We start from the raw sequence: 21,836 nt of genomic DNA on the forward strand, positions 1-21,836 counted from the left end.
CCAGCCTATCGATGGGAGATTGGTAGGCCTATGCATTTTCCTTTAATAGCGAGACGATGTCATCAACCGAATAACGACTCTCCTCACTTGACTTTTCAGGATTGATTTCATTCCTATCACATTTCAGCCTTCTATCATGTCTCTGTTTCTCCCACTCTGGAGGATACTTTCCAGCCAGAACACTCCAATAACTATTGCCGGTTAGAGCATTCTTACTCTGTTTAACAAATCCGTTGCAGTCAATCACCGAATATGAATAGCCTTTATCCAAAACTTCCCTCATGATATCTTCTACTAGACCTCCGTCATCCATCATGGGATAAAAGGCCTGGTAGAGCTCAACATCGCCTACGGTTTTCACTATTTTTTCTAACTGTTCTGCGCTATAAATTTCAATCTGGCAGATGTCCAGATGTTTAACGCCAATGTCTTCGATAATCGGTAGCATTTCAAACAGTTTATTTCGATGAGGAGGCCAAGAAGGTGTTTCAACAGTAACCGTCGGAATATGCTTAACCGCGAGTCTCATATTATCGTAGACTTCCTTGGAGAAGTTTGATGCTCCCGGATGAATTCTCACTTCATCAAATCCCATATCCTTTAGCTTCAGGATATTATCCAGGTGTAGCAGAGTTCCATTTGTGTAGATCTTTGCCCATCCTTTAGTCCCCATCAAAGGGTCAATTTCTTCCCTGAAGAATCTCATCCATTGCTCAATAACGGGGAGATAAAATAATGGTTCACAGAAGCCAGTAAACTGATAATATTGCATTTTACAATGAGTAGTAATTTTGTCCTTTTCTGCAATCAGAAATTTTCTAGCGGCATCTTTTCCAACATCTTGCACTCTCCAGCCACTAGGTACAGCATAGTTCTGTTGAACCAAGTGAGGTTTGAAGCAATAAACACAATTCTTGTTACACACATCTGGCAGTCCGACGTCCCTACCGAGCATAAATCCACAACAATATGCATCGGAATGAAAACATTCATAACATCCCGGAGAGACATCTTCTCCTATAAAAGCACAACTCCCGTGGCATTTGAATTTGAGTCCGCTCAGTTTTTCTTGTCGTTCAATCTTTGTCTTATAGGCTGTTTGAATTGGGATAATCCGTATCATTTGATTAATTCTCCTAATTGTATATGGTATTAGATATATATATTATGCTTGTATCATTAACCATAGAGTTTATAATATTATAATGAATATAATGGAGCCACAAAATATATCGAAATGAACCCGGCACTCTTACCATTCACCAAAAGTAACTGATGAAAATGCCACGGTAGAAATCATATCCCTCACGATCTAAGAAACCTGGGAGCCCTTTTGGAATGACCGATTTAATAAACTTAATTACCCCATCGATAAAATGGAAAGGGAGAGATTTTTAAAGCTCTCCCTTTCCATTGATCTATAACGAGAACAGGTTCACCCGGGCTTTACCTTAAAGAACTTGACCAATCAGTAATACCAGTGCCCCAGGTCGGCAAGCCCGGAGCGATCTCCCACCACGTGTCTGCATCCATTAATTCGTAACCGAAGGTCTTGCCCATTTCCCAGAAGAACCCATTGAATAAACTGGTCGTTGAAACCGTTTGCTTGATCAAACCATGAACCATTGCACCAGTCTCAGTGTTCATGGTGCAGATACCTCTACAGACCTGCGAGCACCCATTGATCCCTGAAAAGCCTTGGCATTGCGTCGTGTTGGTCCAGAATAGCCTCTTCCCCGGAGCATTGATCATATTCGGTACGAGGTAGTCAAATTTAGGTATATCCCAACTGGGCTCAGCTTCGTGAGAGATCGCTTGGCTTGGGCAGAATTCGGCACACCTTCGACAAGTGTGACAAAATCTGAAAATACCTGCATCTATTGGTTTGGCAGGTTGCAGGGGCAGATCGGTAATCACGCTGTAATAGCCGGTTACTGGACCGTGTTCGGGGTTGATACAAATCTCACTACTGCGACCCATTTCGGAAACGCCTCCAACTACTGCACTAGCCTCGGAAGGCATCATTCCACCAGGTCCGTCGCCCGCGCCGTAACCATAGCTGTGCCAGCCTAGAATGTTGATAAACATCTGCAGACAGGGATATACCGACTGATGGAACATGCGGTAGCGGCCGGTGTTGGACTCCGAGGAGAGTTTTGTGGAGTCATTACCCGTACCGGTGGTGCTCCAGGATGCTCTAGCCATCGGTATCATTACCGAGATATCCCAAAGCGGTCTGTCAGGTAATACCAAACGACAATCATCTACGCCATCGATCTGGGCGTTATAGCCAACATCAACATTTTCAAAATCGATTTTCCTCCAGTAACCTGCAGGTGGTGGCCAGTTGTCTATCCATTGTGTTCCCGTAGAATTGCCTTTTGGGCCAATTCTTGTATGGGTATATACAAGGTTTCTTTCATGCCCAGCCAGTTCGGCGGTTCCAATATTACCAGCTCCAAAGCAGATGGCAGCTGCCCGTACCATCCTGGTGTTTTCTTCTGGAGTCCCTTGCCATTTGGCCATGCCCAGTTTTTCTGGGTTCGTCGGGGTCACACCCATCCAGCCTTCGATAGGTTTCTTGGTGAGGTATGGTATCAGAGGCCTATAGGATTGAAAATAGCCACCAGCCGTACCAAGCGCAGTATCCCTTAGCGTGTTCCCTTTGGTACCAACACGAGCAGCGCTAGCCTTAGAACTCTCTTCCCGGTTTGCTCTCCATTTGTCCGCACCCCAATGCTGAGCATTAGGATAGGATGAGTGAGCCATGATCCTATGGTCGTACCGTTTTATGTGGCTCCAATCAACTTCCACCGTGGGTTCATCGACTGATTTGATCCACCACGGGCGTTTCCACCCGCCCGATTCTGAAGCGATAACCTCATCCAGATCATGGAACGTTGGTGCGACAAGTGCAGCCCCGCCTACTCCGGCACCAGCTAGACCGATGATTTTCATGAACTCGCGTCGACTTACTGTGTGATGGAATTTGGACATCGAGAGTTCCCCTTTCTGCTAATTAATATCAGTTTTTCCCAAGTGACACCCGGTCTTTCCCGATAGTCAAAGAATCGATAGGCAATTACCTCGCTAGACTAAACCTCACCCTTGATCCACAATCAATACCTGGGAAAATGAGAAGATCAAAACCGTAGTACTTTTGCCCTTTTATACCTTCAATCACTAAAACTTACATCGTCCTTAAGGACTAATTATCTAAGCTTTTTGGATTCGCGCATGAACAAAAGTATGCATACTCAATGTTGAACATTCTCAGCGTTGAACATTTTTTCTTAGCGCGGAAGTTTCCGATCTGTAAATGTTGATCGAAGTAAAATTTGTTCGATGGCGAGATAAAATGCCCTTCAAGTTGTTGGATAACTAAGAAGAATAGACAAAGGAGCCGATCAAAATCGGCTCCTTTGTCCGTGATCGCTTTTTATCAGACCCCGCGAGTCGTGTTAAGCGTCGGGAATGTACCCCATGCTGGCAAGCCTGGCGCCATTTCCCACCAGTCTTCGGCAGATAATGTCCCGTAGCCGAAGGACTTACCCATGTTCCATAAGAAACCGTTGAAAACCGGCGTGGTGGACAGCGTTCCCTTGACAACCTCATGAATCATCGCTGCTGCGTTGACATTCATTGTGCACACGCCCCGGCAGAGATGGTTGCATTTGTTAAAATACCCGCTTGACGCCTGGCAGGCGGTCATATCCGACCAGAAGAGCTTCTTACCCGGATTGTTAATCATGTTTGGCACCTTGTAGTCGAAATTGGGTATCTCCCAAGAAGGTTCACTGTCTTTGGAGATTGATCCTGAAGGACAAGCCTCGGCGCATTTCCTACAGGTATGGCAGAAGCGGAAGATGCCGGCATCTATTGGCTTGCAGGGTTCTAGGGGCAGATCGGTAATAATGCTGTAGTAACCGGTAACGGGCCCATACTCAGGATTAATGCATATTTCACTACTGCGGCCCATTTCGGATACACCCCCAAGTACAGCGCTAGCTTCGGCAGGGAGAGTGCCTCCCGGTCCGTCACCTTTGGGATAGGCGTAGCTATGGTAGCCTAATGCCCTAATAAAGCTCTGAAGACCAGGTAACACAGATTGATGGAACATACGATAACGGGCTTTATTCGCCTCAGAAGCAATCATTGTCGATGACATCTCATCGGCGGAGGTGGTGCGCCAGGACTCTTTTGCCATCGGTATCATTACACTGATATCCCAGAGGGGTCTATCGGGCAACACGCACAATGAATCCTCTACACCATCGATCGCTGCCGTGTAGCCTACATCGACATCCTGGAATTCAAATTTAACCCAGTTGCCAACTGGCGGCGGCCATTTATCAATCCATCCGGTCCCTGTAGAAGAACCCGTTGGACCGGTTCTGTTATAGGTATAAACGAGTTTGCGTTCATTCCCAGCTAGCTCGGCAGTACCAATCTGGGTGGCACCAACGTGAATTGCCGCTGCCCGAACCATACGAGTGTTCTCCTCAGGGGTGCCCTGCCACTTGGGAAACCCCAATTTTTCCGGCGTGTTATTGAACTCTGTCCTACCCATCCAAAGTGGACTTCTCTTTGGCCAGAGGTCAAATGCGTCACCGCACCAGTAGAGAGCATAGTCTCTGAGTTCCCAGCCTGGTGTACCTTTAAGAGCAGCGTCTTTGACCTTGCCTTGGGCTACCGCTTCCATCCACCTGTCTTTACCCCAATGCTGTGCATTAGGATACGCTGAGTGTGCTGTAGTTCTGTGGTCGTAGCGTTTTATTTGACTCCAGTCAATCTCTACCGTGGGCTCATCTTTAGATTTAACCCACCATGGTCGCTTCCAGCCAGCCGTGGGTGCTGAGATTGCTTCGTCCAAGTCGTGAAACATCGGTGCTGCGACGGCCGCGGCACCAATTCCAGCCCCAGCCAGACCTAGATTTTTAATAAAATCCCGCCTATTTAAAGTACTGTGATAAATTGACATTTTGGCCTCTCTCTTACAATTTCGCTTTTCATTGTAACCCCGGTCTTTCCCGAGAGTCTTTGATACATAGGCAAATCCTCGCTGTAATTTGCATCACGTTGAAAACCCGAACTTGCGATTAACGATAGCCTAAACGTGAGGCCGCCAGAAACTGACTTAGGTAGAGTTAGGATTTTCTTTCTAGCAACCGCATCCGTAAAGCCTTTAATGATTAAATAAATTTCAGTATCCTTTTGCGTAGTTATACTCCCGCCCTACTGACGATACATCGTCCTAAAGGACTATTTATCTCAGCATTTTGGATTGTATTTGTAACTAAAGTATATGGAATCTAAAAACTAGTGGCGGATTGAACGAGACGCATCGCTACTGGGTCTTTGTGAGAGTGTGATCTTAGTTATAAGCCATGTTTTACTTAGTGTTAGTACGAATGGAGTGGCTACCGGGTAACCAAGTTTTCCTCAAAAGAAGTTTTGAATGTTGTCCTTAAGAAAGGTTCGAGGTACCAAATCGGATGTCCCCCAAACACTGTAATTACTCCCAAAGCATATATTGCGGACTTTCTCCTAGTGAAGTAGGAGGTTGATAGCGCGATTCTCTCCGACCGGGCGGGCTTTGCTTAATGTTAAGAAGCTTTCTTGATTTTTATCCATCTCGAACTTACAGTATGGGGTCCTCGGTTCATTGTCGACTGCCGATAAAACATCTTCTTCAAATGTTTCAGGCTTGTGGCATTAAGGGATTGCATCAAAAATTAGATTGACGTATAAGGATTTCCTGCTATAATCGTAATCAGCTAAATTGAATATAGGAGTCCGGTTAGACCGGACACGGTGCCTTACAGACAGAAAGCGGCAACCGAAAGGTAGCCGCTTTTTATATTTTAGGAGTGAAAAATTGTCCTGTACCGGGTGATGAATCGCTAACCGTCGGAGGAATATAAACAATGCCCAGAAATATGACGAAAATCCGTGTCCTCGAGGCTTTTCAGAGTGGTGTCTGGGGCGCCTGGATGACTTCTCAAGAGGTCGCCTTCGCATGCGATCTAAGTTTGACCAACGCCTCGGCCCTGTTGCGACATTACTGCCGGCAGGGACTGCTCAGGCGCCAGCGTAACCCGGCCGTCCCGAAAGGTTACTTCTATTTTTTGACTGAAGCCGGCCAAAATCGTTTTGTTTTTCTCACCGAAACGATAACTGCTGATGAGTACTGAGTCAGCGGATAACGAAAGGGGGTACCAATGCCGCATTCGTACGAAAAGCGCCTTGAGGTCAGCCTGCTCTATGTATTTGGCTACACATACAAGGAGATCGAAGACGAGGCCGACGTGTCGCACGGCAGTATCAATGACATCGTCGGTGATCTGAAATCCGGCGACTTGAAGATTTTGGGAATCCCGATGGAAGAGGTCGTCACCCTGCGCCAAGTATCGGTCGAAATTAACAAAAAGGGGCTGCAGCCCGCTCAAGCCTTGCTTGGTGGCGTCTTCTTTAAGAGGTGCCTTGAGTTAGGCATCGAACCGGCGTCCCTGGACCTCCTGGGCGATCTGGTCAAGAAATTCGCCCCAGGCGGTTTTCCAGCCCAGGACTTTTTTAAGGTAGCCTTCAGACTTCATACTCTGGAGCAATCCGAGGGGACGTCTTATACCGAGCTTGGCCACAAGCTCGATGATTATCAAGCAACCCGTGGCGGACTTCAGAAGGAGATTAGCTCGTTACAGGAACTGAAAGCACAGTTCATAGCAGAAGAAACTACGCTTGAAACCGATAAGGTCACCAAGCAACTAGCCACCAATCAGGCACAGGCAAAGTTAGAAACGTTGACCAGTGAAATCGAAACGGCCAAGGGCAAGGTGGCGAAGGAGCAGGCGATCCAGATGCATCTTAAAGCCGAACGTCAGGACCTGGCGGTAAAAAACCAGGAGCTTGCGGCACAGCTCGGCGCCAAGCAAGCCGCCCTGGCGATAATCAATAAAACCGGCTTCTCTGAGATCCATCTCTTTCAACTGCGAAATTGCATCTTGGAGCTTGCCGCCGACAAAGGCACCAGCCCGGAAGTATTCGCCGACTAGTTTTTCACCGCGCTAGAACACTTTGGGAGCGTTGCTGGCCTGGAGTGTGCCATTACCGAGAAGGAGAAACACTGCGCGTGCCTCAGAGAAGAGGAGGCTGCCCTTACGGGAAGGATCGAAAGTTTGAAGAATCAGGAGTCTTGCCTTTCGGCCAAGATCAAAGCTGATGCCGAGGCGGCCACCGGGATCATCAACCAGACAGTTGATGCGGCAGTCCAACGGATCAGTGAGTGCGTGTGCGCTACAGAGCATCGGGTGAAGGATCTTGTCGAGACCGCAGCGCGGACCGGGGCGATCGTCGGCCAGCAGTTACAGGCGCAACTCGGCGCTGAGCAATCGATGACCGAGCTAAGGACCGGACTCGAAGAAATAAAGGAACGCGTGAGCCGACGACCATGACGACCGGTGGAAGTTCCGATGTCTTAGGATTTTTTCAGAGCGCCCTGGCCGAGCTTACAGGCCGGGCGGAGAAAGGGCGTTGTGAGCTTACTCGGTTAGGCCGCCGGGCCGAAAGCCTGAAGGTGACCTGCCTGATATCAAGTCTCGAAGCCCAGCGCATGGCGCTGGCCCGGCAGAGAGCGTGGACGGCGCTAAGCCAGCAGCCTGGCAGCTTCGAAAATATTGTTGGTAACGTGCTTATAAACATCATCAGTGTTGGGACTACGATTGATAAGCCATCAGAAGGTTTATCCTATATGCTGGAAAACGCCGACCGGAGCCTGCGCCGCTATGGAGAAGCTGACTGGATGGTGAGTATAGGTCGGACCTGATTGTAGCTCCGAGTTCTAACATAGATGTTGGCAGTAAATGGGTTAGCTGGGACCGTCTGATCGCGGCGCTGGAACTCTTGGCAGCCCAGGCCGAGGCCGGCCAGGCTCTGGGAACCCTGGACCGGATGCTAGAGATCGCCGAGAAAACCGGTTTGCTCATTCACACGATCACTATTCGCGCGATCTAAGTTTGTGAACCGAAGGTTGATTCAGACCTACCTTCCGGCAGCGACGAACCCTGTACTCCCCAAAGCCCTATTTCCCCCCGCTTGTGCTCAACTCAAGCCTCACGGCCATTCCTATCAACGAAATCCGCCGGTCAAATTTTGGCCAAAATCCCGTCGAATCAAGGTCAAATCGGTCAGATTCATGTCGCCATCTACCATGATACCGGCGTTTTTTACTATTCAGAACGACTAACCCGTTACCAATTTCAAACTTTAATGCTTAATCTGGTTTCTAGTGTGGATTGCCATAAGGTTGACCAGATAATGACCGGAGATGCGGTAGAAAAATGACCGACCGGGCGCAACTGTTCGTCGGCGAAGAAATTCAACTTACGCCGTGGTTGACTAGGCTGTTGGTCTTATCCGTCCACGAGTGAGGCTGGTCGGGTTATGGCGGGAGATTTACTCAGAGGTGACCCATCGAGGTTATCCGACGGCCTGGTTAGCTCGATTTCCGAGGGGGGCTGTCCCGAGCGCGACTGGGAGCGACCCGTCGGATAGTTTATCAACTAGGGTCATGCCGGAGTTTCGCGAAACGATCAAAATTAACTCTGAGGGATGCGTTTCGCTCAATAAAGGTCCGCTAGATACCAAAGATAAGCCACCGAAGCTAAAGTCAACCCTGATAAAAAGGAACCTTTATTGGTTCGCTTTTATGGTGAAGACGGGGGAGAGTCGGACTCTCCATGAAACGCGACGGAAAATGGATTGGTTAGGGACTAGATGGACCGAGAGCTCATAACTCTCGTCTCGTCTACAGTTATGTTCTCCTCGCATAGTCGAACTCTCTTTGAAACACGAACGATAATCGGTTAGCTATAAGTTAAACTTGCGAAACGTACTTCTTTCCACACGATGCTCAGTTTAGCCTGCTCTTTTGCTATCAACGTCAGTCCTTTCATCTACTGACATTTTCCCTTAACAGTTAGCTTTTGACTAAATTGTAGACCACCGACAACTCTTGCTGGAGAAGCCTAAAAAGGGGTGACGGGGCATTGCGCCCCGTCACCCCTTTTAGGCTTTACGCTAACTACTAGCTTTTTGTCTTCTGGTTATCAACTGCCATGCAACCGCTAACAGGATGAGTGCGGGCAGACCAATTATTAAGAAGCCCAACCATGCCGCGTAAGGAAATAGCTCGGATCGGGCCCCAAAAAAATGTTGTACCGCCGTTAATAGCAGCACCAAGCCGATGCCACCTATCAACCACTCGTACCAGGTCGCTTTTAGGCCTCTCCTTTGCAACCACTTAATAAATGCGAATATGCCCAAGGCTACAACTGCACCAATTAGTGCAAAGGGAATGAAGTACTGCATAATTTCTTTCCTCCGATTTTATTGGCGTAGGTTATTTGGATTGGTGCCATAGATGTACCAGCCATCAGGTGTATTCCACCATGTTTCCATGTCCTTATCCTGTTTGCCGTAGTGGAGAACGCCCTCCATACTGGCGAAAAAGCTGTTGAAAACAGGAGTGGTAGACACGGTTGCTTTGACCAGACTATGAATAAAGCTACCGTTAGCGATTGTGTTGAACGGACAGGCACTTTTACACGCGCTGCCACAAGGTGTAAAGGCGCAGGCAAATAAATTACATCGCCAGCCTTTAAAGCCCGGCATGTTATACATCGTTTTGGTGCCCCCGGCCTGCTTATCATCAGCCCAATCCTGACCGCAATTAGAGTCCCAGTTTTTGTTAACACCGCGGGGCGGTAAAGCACCCACCGGGCAGGTATCGGCACAGGTTCCGCAGCTCTCACAGAATCTGCCGAAACCAGCATCTATGGGGTTGGTCAAGGCTAAGGGCAAGTCTGTGTAAAAGACAGCGTGGGTGCGCATCATACCGCCTACTTCAGGCGACCCGACACACTGACTCATGCGGCAATGTTCGCCAACTCCGCTCCAGACATCCCAGGCTATAGCTGCCTGAAGATCGTGCCCGTAGGCTACGTTGTAGCCCAAGCCACGGATAAACTGTTCAACTACACTCTTTGCATAAGCCACCCGGGCATAAGACATATTTTCACCGCCACCTGAAGCATTTGAGCCCGAGAGGCTCGTACGTAAAAATCCGTCACAAGACTGATTGTGGGTAGCAATGACGTACTTATGGGAAGCCGGTATATGGAAGGTGGTATCAGTTTGGTAGGATTCGGTAATACCCGGGTCAAAGATGATGTGTCTATGTCCATACTTAGGGTCTCCGCCCGTTACGCCTTTGCCGTTGTATTCCCAAACAAAGTTTTGAGACTTTTCGTCAAGCATGGTGGTGCCCATCATCGGCCCCAACCCAACTAAGCTGAAAACGGCTCGCAGTATCGCCGTATTTTCTTCGGGCGTTCCTTGCCACACCGGCATACCAATATCTTGAGGACGAGGCGCCGGGACCTTCGTTGGCATTCCGAATTGATTTGCGTTGATGACATATCCAGAGTTGCTGTAACTAAAGGACTGGAAGGCATTTAATAAAGCGCTATCCCTAGTAGTAGGACCCTTATATTGAGGCCAGACCTCTTTCAGTTTTGCAGCCGAGGCCTCAGCCTGTTGGTGTAAATGCGCCTGGAATGCTGGCGGACCACCTGGGTAGGCATTCATCATCGTGGGAAAATCCCAGTTGGAGAACCCGCGCAGGTCGCGGCGTTTCATAAGGTTCCAATCGATTTCGACCGTCGGATCGCCGTAATCTCTATCCTTTACGTACCATGAACGATGGAGAAAGGCTTTGGGTGAGCTGGCCACTTCGTCTAAATCGTGAAAGGCCGGGCCAACGACTGAGGCCAGTCCTAATGTAGCCCCACTTAAGCCCAAACCTTTCATGAAATCTCGTCTTGACACTATATTATGGAATTTAGACATTTACTTCCTCCTTTTTGTTTCCATTTAGCTTTTCGGTTTTCCTAAGCACTAGCTCCTCCTAACGGTGAGAGCCGGCGGTTTTCCATATAGTGTTTTGAGCGATTAAAATCGGGCCTCTTTGCATTGAACCTTACATTTTGCTTTGCATAACATCTTGGCCGTAAGCAAGCCTATCCGTAACCCAGCATTCATGGCTGAATCTAAAATAGGTTTTGCTAATCCCATTGGCTTTCAATCGTTTATTACCTTCTATTGGAATGTTCTTTCCAACCTAGAAATCAATAGGCAAGCCCTTTGGTCGGAAGAGCCGTATCGAAACTATGAGCTGGTTGTGACTTGTCGAACCAAGCCTCTTTATCGTCGGCGATGTCATACCCAAAAACTTTACCCATTTGCCATAGGAAGCCATTAAATGCGCCTGTGGTTGCGACAACTGATCGTACATACGAATGGACGGGTCCCTGATCGGTGTTAAAAGTGCAGACGCCCATGCATTTACCACATCCGCCCCATTGCTGTTTTGCTGTCCAACACTCAACCCCGTTAGTCCAGAATTGCTTTTTGCCAGGAATATGGGTTGTATCTTTCTTACCAAAGATATCGGGTATCTCCCACGTTGGTTCATGACTTTTAGAAATGCACTCGCACGGACAGGTATCTGCGCATAACGTACAAGTCTGGCAGAAACGCCAAGAACCGGAGTCTATCGGATGTGTTGGGGCAAGTGGTAGATCGGTTAACATAGTGAAAACGCCGGTGACTGGACCGTAGCTGGGGGTGATAAACACACCATTGTTGCGGCCGCCTTCCCCGAGGCCGGCAAGAGTCGCAGGCCCTTCAGATGCCGTTGGGCCACTGGTTCCAGACGAAACATAGCCATACACGGTGAAACCCAGGCATTTCATGAATCGCTGGACTCGCGGCTGGATAATGGAGATCTCGCTGTAACGCATGCTATTCGCCGCACTCTGCAAATCAGACGAGGGGGAGGAACGGAACTCTTCCTTGTTCATGGGATAAAGCCAGGCAAAATCATAGAGAGGGACATTTGCCGGCAATACCATTTTTGTTGCAGCTTCATAGCCCACCGGGACATCTTCGTAGACATATGGCAAATTGTTAGCCTTATCATATGCCCGAATTAGTTTCTTACTGTTGGCGGTAAGTTCGTTGTAACCGATCTCGGCAGCACCGAAGTGAATCATGGCAGTACGTAGCAGTCTTGCGTTTTCTTCCGGTGTGCCATTCCATTTTGGAACTCCGAGAGTCTCTGGAGTACTGCCACCCGTAGGTCCAAGGTAGCTGATGGGGTACTGGTAATTCCCTTGCGAAAGCGCCCTGCATCTAAGTGACATGCCGTTTTGCCCTGATTTGAGAGCCGCGGCGCTATACGGACCCCCTATTGAATTGCGGCGTACTCGCTCTGTCTCGCCAAGAAAGTAACTTTGGCAATCGGCACCTTGGCCAGTCCAATTACCTACCGGCTTTCCGGACAGCGGGCTGATTGACCCTCCCGGTCGGTAGATCATGCTCCAATCGACTTCAACGGATGGTTTTTCCAGTTCCAACTCTTTAACATACCAGGGGCGTTTCCAATTGGCGTTTGGACTAGCCATCATTTCATCAACGTCGTTGTACACGGGAGCAACAGCAGCCGTAGCGCCAATACCTGCACCAGTTAGACCAAGTTTCTTCATGAATTCTCTTCGACTGATTGTTGAATGGAATATTGTCATTTACTTACCTCGCCTAGTATTTTTGAATCTTTCCGTTAACCTATTCTGATGTTTTTCTTGGAGCTCTAGCCATCAATTGCCAGGTTACGGCAAACGACTAGAACCCAGATCATAACAATGCCTTCTTTTCAACCAGAATCCAGTTCAATGATCCGATTTTAGGTCGCCAAAGAATTTGATTACATGCCTCCTTTTTGTATAAAAATTGTTTACATATCCTGACCCGTGTCAAGGCCCCAGGGATAGATATCTGCGTCCCAGATGGTGTCTGGGTGTTTAAACTTATTTGAACCAAAACTCCTATTCATGCTCGCAAAGAAACTATTAAAAACTGAAGTAGTACCCGCGGTGGCTCTAACTACGTTGTGGATCACAGCCTCGGTCGAGCCGTTACGGGTAAAGGGACAGACAGTCATGCAGACTGGGCAATGGTGGCACTTGGTGGTGTCATTACGCCAAGCCAGGTAACCGGGATTATAGCGGTCAGCGTATTGATAGGACTCTGGTGCTGCCCAGGTGGGGTCATCGTATGGGATAGATTGAAAAGTACACTCCTCAGCGCAGATGGCGCAGGTATGGCAGAACTTGTAGCCGCCGAAGTCTATTGGTTTTGTTGGCGCCAGGGGCATGTCGGTGAAGAAGCCCCACATGACACGGGATTGAAGGCCCATTAGCGGTTGCATCGGCGTGCCTTGCCGGCATTGCTCGCCAGTTCCAGCCAGAACGCCGGTAGGGCCTGAGGGCATGATGCCGCTTGCCCACTGTAGAGAAAGATAGCCCAGCGAAATCATGGATTCCTGTATTGAAAAGAGGGTAAGGCGATTGTATGCGTGCTCCTGGACGATACCTTCATATCCGGCGTTCGCACAATATTGATTACCCTGAAAGTAAGGGTGCTTCTGCGTCCAGTGCAGGAACCACTTGCACTTGTTGGGTATCACCACCCTTTTTGGGGCGCGCTCACTCGGCTCAAATACGAAATTGTCCACGTCGCCCCATTCATAAGCTGTTCCAGCAGGCGCAACAGCACTTCTGCCCCACATAAGCCTTTTGAAGTTGTCGTCGATCTCAATGGCACCGATACCTTCCGCACCTGCCATCCTGCCAAGGACTGTCATGGTACGCAGGTTCTCCTCCGGAGTGCCCTCCCACCTGGAAGAATAGCCACGTTCTTTCCAGCTTGGCTGAAACACCGAACCCCAGCCACTCGGCTTACCAACAGCACTCGTGTATTGGCCTGCAGCTGTGAGAGCAGCGGTCATTGGCGCCGTTAAAAAGCTAGATTGGGGGTGACAATGGGTTATCGCATCCCACCTCATGTCAGTAAGTAGTTGGGCCGTATGGGTTCCCGGAAGATCACTCCAGTGGCCTGATGGCTTCCAATCAGGGAATTGTTTCTGGAAGTATGCGAGGTACGGCTCCAAATTGTCCTGCGCAGGAGTTGTTACTGGCATGAGCCTCGTCCTGCCAGGCTTAATCATGCTCCAATCTATGGGCACCGTCGGTTCATCCACTAGTTTTACCCACCAGGGTTTTCTGAGGACAGCTGTTGGTGAGGCGAGTGCTTCATCTAAATCATGAAAAGCAGAGTCAGTAGCTAAAGAAGTTGCAGCCATTCCGAGACCGGCACCAGCCAACCCTAAACCTTTCATAAATTCCCGCCTGTTTACCGTTGCGTGGAATGTAGACATTCGATTTCTCCTTTTTCTTTCTTGCTTCCCTAAATTCAACTTCCCCAGTCTCTTCTGGGCGTCAAATTATCATGTTCTTGTCCTCCCTAATTCTTTTCACACAAACCTATATATAATGTTTGCCATTTTTCATTCATGGTCCGTCATCAAGTTTGTTATTCTTATATTTCAAAATTTGAGCTATATCGCCTCCGATTGTGTTCATCAAACAAAAACAAGCTCTTCTTCCCGCAATAATTTGCACGATTCGTTAGTGGACTTATCGACGAGGTGGAAACGCTTGATATCCAGATACCACATATCATTGAGCTTGATATCCACAGACTCATCAATATCCAATCGCTTATTAAAAATTGGTCCATCAAGAACAAAAGTGAGATAAAGGCCGACCTTACCATCAGGAGCCGACCGATGCCGTTCGATAAACTCGGATAAAAGGTCTTCGTCGAGGACGCGACCGAGATACTCTTTTCCTAAACGGTGGTTGTCACACATCACAACAATGGCTTTGAAACCTTCAGCGACGATATTTCTGATTATGGATTCGCGGTCCATTCCCCAGAGTGGCAGGTATGGGCGCACCTCTGCGGGACGGCAGACTTCATCTACCCAACTACGTTGCTGCTCGAAAAACGGGTTGCCAACGCTAACAACCCCAAAGACACCTCGCGTGACCCCATCAATCCTTAACCCCTGCAACATCTCGGTAAATTTAACGTCATAATCGGTGACCCTGGTCTTATCACGTGACACTTTTGCGGGCACAGTCACCCACTGTTGGATAAGTGGAATGCCTATGGCTTTAGATTGGGCTTGCATGATCTCAGGTGTCAGATAATGGGGAAAAAGTCGGCTGTTATTCGCGGTCATCATTGAGGCCAGGAAACGTACATTTAATCCCTGACGCATAGCCAAGTAACAGGCGTAAGCCGAGTCTTTCCCGCCGCTCCAAGAAATACAAGCGTCTTCCTGCTGATATTGGTTAACAATATCCACTTGACCTCCTCATCGACTTACTCATCGTCATGTCGGGTTGATTGCTGTTTCATTTTGCTGAAGATGGAAACCACTTATCGAAGATCGAATATTCATGATTGGTGTTGTATGTAAGGAGGAGCATTTGAACAACCTGACTAAGGCACGGATAAATTCACGTGGGTGAAGCACCACGTCCTTGAAATATGATGGATTGTGGCGCAGAGTGAATCTGAGTCGCCTCCAGGTATAGGTCTGGGCGTAGTCTGCAAGTGCATTATCGATAAGAGGTGTAGGCACTTCACTGAGGTTGATTTCGAAAGGAGCCCTAGCAGAAAAATCAGCCCACTGGATTGGGGTAACCGGAGGTTTAAAGTGGCCCCTATCAACGCAATAATCAAATAGTCGGGTGCCAGGTGAGGGTACAAATCGGCGGTAGATATATGAAGGATAGTCCAGCCTTTTTAGGAACTGTTGCGTCATGTTGAAGTCTTCGATGGTTTCGCTAGGAAGTGCCTCCATGATGTACAGATTAGGTTTGATCTTGTAGGCCAGCAAGGTCCAAAAGGTTTTTTCGATTCGTGCCAAATCGACATCCTTTTCAAGGAAAGAAAGCAACCGCTGGCTACCGGTTTCTACACCCAAACCCACTGCGACGCAGCCTGCTCTAGCCATAAGAGCGATGTCAGATTCTGATAAGTCTGCCCGAGCTTCGCAGTCCCATTTCAGCTTGATTTTCTTATCTATGAGGACCTGGCAGAACGCTCGCAGTCTTTTACGATTAGCGGTGAAGTTGTCTTCCAGAAAGCGGAGGTACTTGACGCCAAAGTTCTTCTGTAAGGTCGTGATTTGGCCAACAATTCGGTCTACCGAGAACTCGCCTCGATAGCCTTGATGGTAAGGTCCGTTGTAGCAAAAAGAGCAATGAAATGGGCACCCCCGGCTGGTATTTAAGCTAATAGCCCAGTACTTCTTAACGTTTATCAAATGCCAAGCGGGATCTGGAAGTTCGTCTAGATTTACGATGAATGGTCGAGGTTCATTAGTTAATACCTGATCGCCTTTCTTGTAGACGAGACCTTTTATTTGCTCTAAATTGTCAAAACCGTCCTCAAGATGCTCCACCAGTTCAAGCAGAGTCTGCTCACCGGCTCCGACGATAACATAATCAACACAAGATTCGTTTATTACTTGCCCAGGTGTCAGACTGGAATGGACATTACCCCAGACAATCTTGGCTTCCGGTAGGAGCTTTTTGAATCGCTCTGATTGCGCGAGGGCGTTAGCGATGTATGGACCGGTCAAGACGGAAAATCCAACAATTTTGGGATCGAAAGCGACAAAATCATCCGGATGTCGGTCATCGACACTTGTGTCGTATATTTTGACCTCGTGGCCGTTATTTTCGAGGACAGCGGCCAAAAACAGAAGGCCATTTGGAAAAGTGGCGAAAGTGTCTTTGGTGTCTGTGTCGTTGGAAGCATTGATGAGTAAAACTCTCATATAATTTTCCTTAGATACTGTTAGAAGGAACTCTATTTGTTTCCGTAGCTCTTGATTGTGCAAATACATACGGGTCAAAATCACTGATAAATTTAAAGATATCCCTCTCTCCCCAAGCGCTTATACCCCATTCATTCCTGTCTGAACCGTTGCCTGACTTCCAGCATCGGACATATCTGGCTTCATGGGGACGAACCGGATGAATCATGCACGACCGGCTCTTCTCATCGAACAAGATACAATAGCCCCGATCGTAAGTCCTTAAAGGTGGTATGCGCCCCCCGGTTATGTCCTCCTCGCCATGTTTAGCCCAACGCAGAAAAAAGGTCTTACAATCCGGCGTATCAATGACCATGTATTTTCCAATTAACTCATCTACTGATAATTTGAGGTAGCTAGCAATCGGTTCGATCTCGTCAGGGCGAGGAGTACAGAACCGTAGGCAACACTGTCCGCAACGTTGACAACTCTTCAAGCCGAACTTGACTGCCATAGGATTTCGCAACGACATAAGACGCAGGTAATTGTCGTAATCTTCGGTCAGTTGTCGCCAAAAAGCTCTTTCTTGTAAAGACATCCCGTTTCGGGTTTGTTGTTCTGTCATGTCAGTCCTTTAAACGCGGCACACGTCTGGAATCAAAGCCCAGCGGATTTACCAATAATGCTTTCACCATCATTCATAAGCTGCATTAAAACTTTCCGAGTGGCGTTTTTTATCCCTCAGAGGGCAAGGCAACGCTTCTTGTTTCTGATGGGCATCACTTAAGTTGGTTTCAGTATCTTGGATGCCTTCATTCCAGATAAAAACCAGATGCTGAATGCCTAGTCTTTTGTAATTGTTTATACCTATTGCGGGGCCATAAGGAACTGCATCGTCGATGCAATTTTTTATCCATGCGTTATGAATAAAAATCCCAAGAACTGAGAACCCTGCAACAATGAGTCCAATTATGATCAGTGACATTTATCCCCTCCTGGTACGTGTTTTAATTCATCATTTCAAAAAATTGTTCAATTTTTTTCACCAGCTTTACTCCTTCCTCTCCCATAGATAGCGGCTGTAGTTGTCGACTGTTGTCCCGATAAACGGTGATACCCTTCAGTCCCTGCTCATAAGCCATGGTGAAGACCCGTGCGATGTCATCCCTCGTGGCTGACTTGGGGAAGTTCACCGTCTTCGAAACAGCTGAGTCGGTGTGCCTCTGGAAGGCAGCCTGAAGCCTCACATGCCAGTCGGGTGAGACTCTATGAGCGGTGACGAAGAGCTTTTTTACTTCTTCCGGAATCTCGGTCCTGGCATAGAGGTGATTGGAGGTTACCAGCTCTTCGATCAGCTTCTTGGTGAAGAAGCCTCTCTCTTTGGCTACTTCTTCGAAATAGGGATTGATCTCAAGCAGGTTCTCACCATCAAGGATGTTTCGGACAAAGACCGAGGCAAAGAGAGGTTCGATCCCTGAAGATACTCCGGCAATGATTGAGAGGGTGCCTGTAGGTGCTATCGTGGTACAGCAGGCATTCCTCATTGGGATGTTCTGCCTGCCATAGATGGAGTCACCCCAGGCAGGGAAGGCTCCTCTTTCTCTGGCTAGTTGCTGTGAGGCTTCGTGGGCGGTGTCGGTGATAAACTCCATCACGCTCTCAGCCACGGCGATGGCCTTGGTGGAGTTGTAGGGAATGCCCAGTCTTAAGAGCATATCGGCAAAGCCCATGACTCCAAGGCCGATCTTCCTGGTGCGCTTGGTGGCAGATTCTATCTCAGTGGTCGGGAACGAGTTCACATCGATGACATCGTCAAGTAAGCGAATTGACAGGCGGACGACTCTCTCCAGTTTGTAGAAGTCGACTTCAGGTCCAGATCCTTCGTCCATAAGCATCTTTACCAGGTTGATGGAGCCAAGATTGGTGGACTCGTAGGGAAGAAGCGCTTGCTCGCCACAGCCGGTGATAGCCGAGAGTCTTCCGAGATTTGAAGTGGGATTGTCTCTATTGATACGGTCGATAAAGATGAGCCCGGGATCGCCTGTTTTCCAGGCTTGGTCGACAATTCGTGAAAAGACCTCTCGTGCTGATAGCCACCTGACTACTTCCTTAGTGTGGGGATCTATTAATGGGTAATCTTCATTAGCCTTGACTCTCTCCAGGAAATAGTCGGTGATTGATACCGAGTTATAGAAGTTGGTGAGTGTGTTGGGGTCGGACTTTGCAGTGATGAAGTCGAGGATGTCCGGATGGTTTACTGATAGGACCACCGAATTGCAGCCGCGTCTCACTCCACCCTGGCGGACGAAATCGGCGGCAGAAGACAGGACATGGATAAGAGCCACCGGGCCACCGGCGGCATCTAAATGATTTTTGACCCTGCTCCCTTTTGGTCTTAAATCGGATAGATTGAAACCGATCCCGCCGCCACTCTTATGGATCAGGGCTGTATCCTTGACCGTTTCAAAGGCCTCTTCAAGAGAGTCTGGCACGGGGAGGACGAAACAGGAGGAGAGGGTGCCTGAGCCGATGCCGGCATTGAGGAGGGTAGGTGAGTTGGGAAGAAACTCAAGTGAAGACATCAGTTCATAGAATTCTTCTTCAACGGCTTCAATGTCCGCGTTACCGTCGTAGATAAGCTCAGCTCTGGCCACAGACCTGGCCACCCGGTGGAACATCTCCTCGGGGGTCTCGATGACCTGGCCCCGACCGTCTCTCCCCAGGTAACGCTTCTCCAGCACTCGGTGTGCGTTGGGTGAGAGGCGAGACTTAGACAGGGTCTTTAGATCAAAGGTGTCCAGCATTAGAGCCCTCTGTAGATGAACCGCGTTGGGAAGGCAGCCATATAAGCTAGATCAGAAGCAGCGTATTTGCCTTGAGGCAAGGAGTAGAGGAGGTGTAATAGTTCGTCTGACACTTCCGATGAGGCTGATGCCTTAAGAAGCTCATCATTGGCTAATGGGTGCACTATGTCACCGGAAACTTTTGAGAGCTTTTCAGTATCGATCATTGCCTCTATTTTCTCTCCTATTTCCTTCTATAAATGGCAAGCGCTGCGGTGAACCCCGATTACACCCAGGGAGCTCACGGGAGGGGTTTCACAGCGTATTAAGCCAGACTGGTCGCAACAGCCTGACACCCTGGTTTCCCCCACCGGAGCGCTTGCCGATAATCTCAAAACGCGATCAAAATCTGATTTTTCAGCTTTTCCACTTAACAGCATTAACTCGAGACTAAAAAAAGACATCTCGGAAACTCCTGATCGTTTCGAAAAAAGTGTTTTATTCACGATGCATCACTATCATCCAAAGATGTCGACCTTAATATTATGACTTGGTAGCATTGACAATCCTTGATTTCAAAACTAGAAGGCAATTCTTGTCCCATCCGAATTGAAATGCTTAATTGCGTAAGTACCCACGACCGAAATAACACACATAATTGATAGGATGAATATTTCCATCTTGTTCAGCCCCCCACGGTCTTTCGATCTAATGGATCCTTTGAATAGCTTATGATCGTTGATATTAGATGGCTGCCTGATAATGGTTTAAAAAGATAATTGTCTGCGCCTAAGTGCAACGCCTTAATGAGACGATTAGCTCCAGTTCTGACATCGTCAAGCACGACAATTGGGATTCTCGTTCGGTCACGAAGTGAATCAAAGATCTCTAAGCTATTAACATTCTGGCAATCTAAGTCAAAGAGGATTAAATTTGTGTCGAGAAAACTCTGTTTACAATTCACTATATCTTTGGGGGAGACTCGAGATATACTCACTTTTCCGAGATGTTGGATGATCATGCTCCTGGCCTCATCGAATATTTGAGGATTCTCTTCGACAAACTGGACTTTCATCAAAATCTAAGTCCACAACTGAATCTACCAAATCGTCTTTAAGGATAGCGCCACATTGAATCAGCTAGGATAACAATTCATTAATAGTTTCGAATTGAATCGAAGCATTAGGGAATTGACATGGTTCAAAAAAGCTACATTTCGTAACGGAATATCACTAATTCCTAAAATAAATTCGGAGGCACAAATGCCTCCGAATTTAATAAGAGAGTCTTTTTACTTAGAGGTCTATTTAGCTAAAACTAATCTGAATCCGATACCCCGCTCTGTGACGATCCGGACACTGGTGATATCGTCAGTACACAACTTTTTTCTCAAACGTTGGACACACATTCTGATAGCAGCACTAGCCCCAGGGACATTATTGCCCCAAATTGCATGTGCAACGTTATTGTATGTGGTAATCCGCCCAGCGTTTTGCATCAATCGGTACATGATGATGTTTTCATTCCTAGTAAGGGCGACTTCGCGCCTATCAACAAATGCTCGATGCACATCCGCTTCAAGCCTCATTCTACCGGAGGTGATTGAACTGACGTCCTCCCTCCCTATATATCGACGAAAAACTGCTTGACATTTGGCTATCAGGTCAAGTTGGGCAATCGGTTTTGATAAGCATTCGTCGGCACCGAGCTGTAAACTCCTAACTTCATCGGATTCAAGGAGCCCTCTTTTAAGGACAATCGTTGGTTTAGAACAATGCAAGAAAAGCATTTCAAGGAAATCGAAACCACTCATATCTGGTAATTCCAGATCGACGATAATAAGATCAAAATCAGAATGCCCAACCTCAATTAACCCCAAATTGCCAGTCGTACAACGAATAATTTGGGCATCCGGCCATGGAACCTTGATCGCCGATATTGTTATTTCGGTTTCATCCCGGTGACTATCAACAACCAGGATATTCATTAAGCTCAATTGAGGATTCACCCCTTTTTGAGACTATTAAGGACTCACGACGAAGAATTATGCAAGCGATTACATTATATCCATTCTATATAGAAGAATTATATCGTACCTAAGTCTTAATCACTAGTGTACTTTATGCCTATTTTACACAATCAAAAAGAATTTTGAGGTCGAATCTCCACCAGTGCAATGAACCATTATGCCATTCGTCTGGGTGACCTCTGCTTTGAGAATCTTGGTGATCGTATCTACGATTTCCAGGTATTTTTTGCCTTTC

19 protein-coding genes are annotated in these 21,836 nt (G+C 47.8%); 4 read left to right on the forward strand and 15 right to left on the reverse strand.

Features of this window, described 5'->3' with window-relative positions; genetic code table 11:
• Positions 1 to 28 precede the first annotated feature (28 nt).
• From HX448_RS01700 to HX448_RS01710, 3 genes are all read right to left on the reverse strand, one after another.
• Entirely contained in the window at positions 29 to 1,123 is a 1,095-nt protein-coding gene (locus tag HX448_RS01700) for a radical SAM protein (protein ID WP_102331412.1), read from the reverse strand.
• 323 nt (positions 1,124 to 1,446) lie between these two features.
• Positions 1,447 to 2,997, reverse strand: a complete 1,551-nt coding sequence (locus HX448_RS01705) for a reductive dehalogenase (protein ID WP_102331411.1) — start codon at positions 2,995 to 2,997, stop codon at positions 1,447 to 1,449.
• A 445-nt stretch (positions 2,998 to 3,442) separates the two neighbouring features.
• Positions 3,443 to 4,981: a reductive dehalogenase gene (locus HX448_RS01710; RefSeq protein WP_102331464.1), complete on the reverse strand. Its 1,539-nt coding sequence runs from the start codon at positions 4,979 to 4,981 to the stop codon at positions 3,443 to 3,445.
• Between the two features lie 946 nt (positions 4,982 to 5,927).
• On the opposite strand from HX448_RS01710, the gene HX448_RS01715 reads away from it, so the two are divergent.
• From HX448_RS01715 to HX448_RS01730, 4 genes are all read left to right on the forward strand, one after another.
• Entirely contained in the window at positions 5,928 to 6,194 is a 267-nt protein-coding gene (locus HX448_RS01715; RefSeq protein WP_102331410.1) for a helix-turn-helix domain-containing protein, read from the forward strand.
• A 27-nt stretch (positions 6,195 to 6,221) separates the two neighbouring features.
• Positions 6,222 to 7,052 (forward strand): hypothetical protein, encoded by an 831-nt coding sequence (locus tag HX448_RS01720; protein WP_102331409.1) that lies wholly within the window; start codon positions 6,222 to 6,224, stop codon positions 7,050 to 7,052.
• 123 nt (positions 7,053 to 7,175) lie between these two features.
• Positions 7,176 to 7,451, forward strand: coding sequence for a hypothetical protein (locus HX448_RS01725; RefSeq protein ID WP_102331408.1), 276 nt, complete (start codon positions 7,176 to 7,178; stop codon positions 7,449 to 7,451).
• Positions 7,448 to 7,822, forward strand: coding sequence for a hypothetical protein (locus HX448_RS01730; RefSeq protein WP_102331407.1), 375 nt, complete (start codon positions 7,448 to 7,450; stop codon positions 7,820 to 7,822). Before HX448_RS01725 ends, HX448_RS01730 begins: the two co-directional genes overlap by 4 nt.
• 1,253 nt (positions 7,823 to 9,075) lie before the next feature.
• On the opposite strand, the gene HX448_RS01735 is transcribed toward HX448_RS01730, so the two are convergent.
• The 12 genes from HX448_RS01735 to HX448_RS01785 form a co-directional block, all read right to left on the reverse strand.
• Positions 9,076 to 9,366, reverse strand: a complete 291-nt coding sequence (locus HX448_RS01735; RefSeq protein WP_102331404.1) for a dehalogenase — start codon at positions 9,364 to 9,366, stop codon at positions 9,076 to 9,078.
• A gap of 18 nt (positions 9,367 to 9,384) precedes the next feature.
• Positions 9,385 to 10,905, reverse strand: coding sequence for a reductive dehalogenase (locus HX448_RS01740; RefSeq protein WP_102331403.1), 1,521 nt, complete (start codon positions 10,903 to 10,905; stop codon positions 9,385 to 9,387).
• Positions 10,906 to 11,183: 278 nt separating this feature from the next.
• Entirely contained in the window at positions 11,184 to 12,641 is a 1,458-nt protein-coding gene (locus HX448_RS01745) for a reductive dehalogenase (protein WP_102331402.1), read from the reverse strand.
• Positions 12,642 to 12,850: 209 nt separating this feature from the next.
• Positions 12,851 to 14,332, reverse strand: coding sequence for a reductive dehalogenase (locus HX448_RS01750; protein ID WP_102331401.1), 1,482 nt, complete (start codon positions 14,330 to 14,332; stop codon positions 12,851 to 12,853).
• A 204-nt stretch (positions 14,333 to 14,536) separates the two neighbouring features.
• Complete coding sequence (locus tag HX448_RS01755; protein WP_226846804.1) at positions 14,537 to 15,328, reverse strand: Dph6-related ATP pyrophosphatase; 792 nt, start codon at positions 15,326 to 15,328, stop codon at positions 14,537 to 14,539.
• 27 nt (positions 15,329 to 15,355) lie between these two features.
• On the reverse strand, positions 15,356 to 16,810 hold the full coding sequence (locus HX448_RS01760) for a B12-binding domain-containing radical SAM protein (protein WP_162485808.1): 1,455 nt from the start codon (positions 16,808 to 16,810) through the stop codon (positions 15,356 to 15,358).
• Between the two features lie 10 nt (positions 16,811 to 16,820).
• Positions 16,821 to 17,414, reverse strand: coding sequence for a YkgJ family cysteine cluster protein (locus HX448_RS01765; protein WP_102331399.1), 594 nt, complete (start codon positions 17,412 to 17,414; stop codon positions 16,821 to 16,823).
• A gap of 69 nt (positions 17,415 to 17,483) precedes the next feature.
• Positions 17,484 to 17,774 (reverse strand): hypothetical protein, encoded by a 291-nt coding sequence (locus HX448_RS01770; RefSeq protein ID WP_102331398.1) that lies wholly within the window; start codon positions 17,772 to 17,774, stop codon positions 17,484 to 17,486.
• Between the two features lie 22 nt (positions 17,775 to 17,796).
• A complete protein-coding gene (locus HX448_RS01775; RefSeq protein WP_102331397.1) occupies positions 17,797 to 19,593 on the reverse strand; it encodes an adenosylcobalamin-dependent ribonucleoside-diphosphate reductase in 1,797 nt (598 codons plus the stop codon).
• Positions 19,593 to 19,799 (reverse strand): hypothetical protein, encoded by a 207-nt coding sequence (locus HX448_RS01780; RefSeq protein WP_102331396.1) that lies wholly within the window; start codon positions 19,797 to 19,799, stop codon positions 19,593 to 19,595. The genes HX448_RS01775 and HX448_RS01780 overlap by 1 nt, the downstream gene beginning before the upstream one ends.
• A 458-nt stretch (positions 19,800 to 20,257) precedes the next feature.
• A complete protein-coding gene (locus HX448_RS10680) occupies positions 20,258 to 20,647 on the reverse strand; it encodes a response regulator (RefSeq protein ID WP_102331395.1) in 390 nt (129 codons plus the stop codon).
• Positions 20,648 to 20,875: 228 nt separating this feature from the next.
• A complete protein-coding gene (locus tag HX448_RS01785) occupies positions 20,876 to 21,559 on the reverse strand; it encodes a response regulator transcription factor (protein ID WP_102331394.1) in 684 nt (227 codons plus the stop codon).
• Positions 21,560 to 21,836 lie beyond the last annotated feature (277 nt).

It is taken from the genome of Dehalogenimonas etheniformans, assembly GCF_014672715.2.
Taxonomy (GTDB): Bacteria; Chloroflexota; Dehalococcoidia; order Dehalococcoidales; family Dehalococcoidaceae; genus Dehalogenimonas; species Dehalogenimonas etheniformans.

Bases quoted from the DNA above. Each gene is read 5' to 3' on its own strand.
- HX448_RS01700 (WP_102331412.1), bottom strand. From the start codon at position 1,123: ATGATACGGATTATCCCAATTCAAACAGCCTATAAGACAAAGATTGAA.
- HX448_RS01705 (WP_102331411.1), bottom strand. From the start codon at position 2,997: ATGTCCAAATTCCATCACACAGTAAGTCGACGCGAGTTCATGAAAATC.
- HX448_RS01710 (WP_102331464.1), bottom strand. From the start codon at position 4,981: ATGTCAATTTATCACAGTACTTTAAATAGGCGGGATTTTATTAAAAAT.
- HX448_RS01715 (WP_102331410.1), top strand. From the start codon at position 5,928: ATGCCCAGAAATATGACGAAAATCCGTGTCCTCGAGGCTTTTCAGAGT.
- HX448_RS01720 (WP_102331409.1), top strand. From the start codon at position 6,222: ATGCCGCATTCGTACGAAAAGCGCCTTGAGGTCAGCCTGCTCTATGTA.
- HX448_RS01730 (WP_102331407.1), top strand. From the start codon at position 7,448: ATGACGACCGGTGGAAGTTCCGATGTCTTAGGATTTTTTCAGAGCGCC.
- HX448_RS01735 (WP_102331404.1), bottom strand. From the start codon at position 9,366: ATGCAGTACTTCATTCCCTTTGCACTAATTGGTGCAGTTGTAGCCTTG.
- HX448_RS01740 (WP_102331403.1), bottom strand. From the start codon at position 10,905: ATGTCTAAATTCCATAATATAGTGTCAAGACGAGATTTCATGAAAGGT.
- HX448_RS01745 (WP_102331402.1), bottom strand. From the start codon at position 12,641: ATGACAATATTCCATTCAACAATCAGTCGAAGAGAATTCATGAAGAAA.
- HX448_RS01750 (WP_102331401.1), bottom strand. From the start codon at position 14,332: ATGTCTACATTCCACGCAACGGTAAACAGGCGGGAATTTATGAAAGGT.
- HX448_RS01760 (WP_162485808.1), bottom strand. From the start codon at position 16,810: ATGAGAGTTTTACTCATCAATGCTTCCAACGACACAGACACCAAAGAC.
- HX448_RS01765 (WP_102331399.1), bottom strand. From the start codon at position 17,414: ATGACAGAACAACAAACCCGAAACGGGATGTCTTTACAAGAAAGAGCT.
- HX448_RS01770 (WP_102331398.1), bottom strand. From the start codon at position 17,774: ATGTCACTGATCATAATTGGACTCATTGTTGCAGGGTTCTCAGTTCTT.
- HX448_RS01775 (WP_102331397.1), bottom strand. From the start codon at position 19,593: ATGCTGGACACCTTTGATCTAAAGACCCTGTCTAAGTCTCGCCTCTCA.
- HX448_RS01780 (WP_102331396.1), bottom strand. From the start codon at position 19,799: ATGATCGATACTGAAAAGCTCTCAAAAGTTTCCGGTGACATAGTGCAC.
- HX448_RS10680 (WP_102331395.1), bottom strand. From the start codon at position 20,647: ATGAAAGTCCAGTTTGTCGAAGAGAATCCTCAAATATTCGATGAGGCC.
- HX448_RS01785 (WP_102331394.1), bottom strand. From the start codon at position 21,559: ATGAATATCCTGGTTGTTGATAGTCACCGGGATGAAACCGAAATAACA.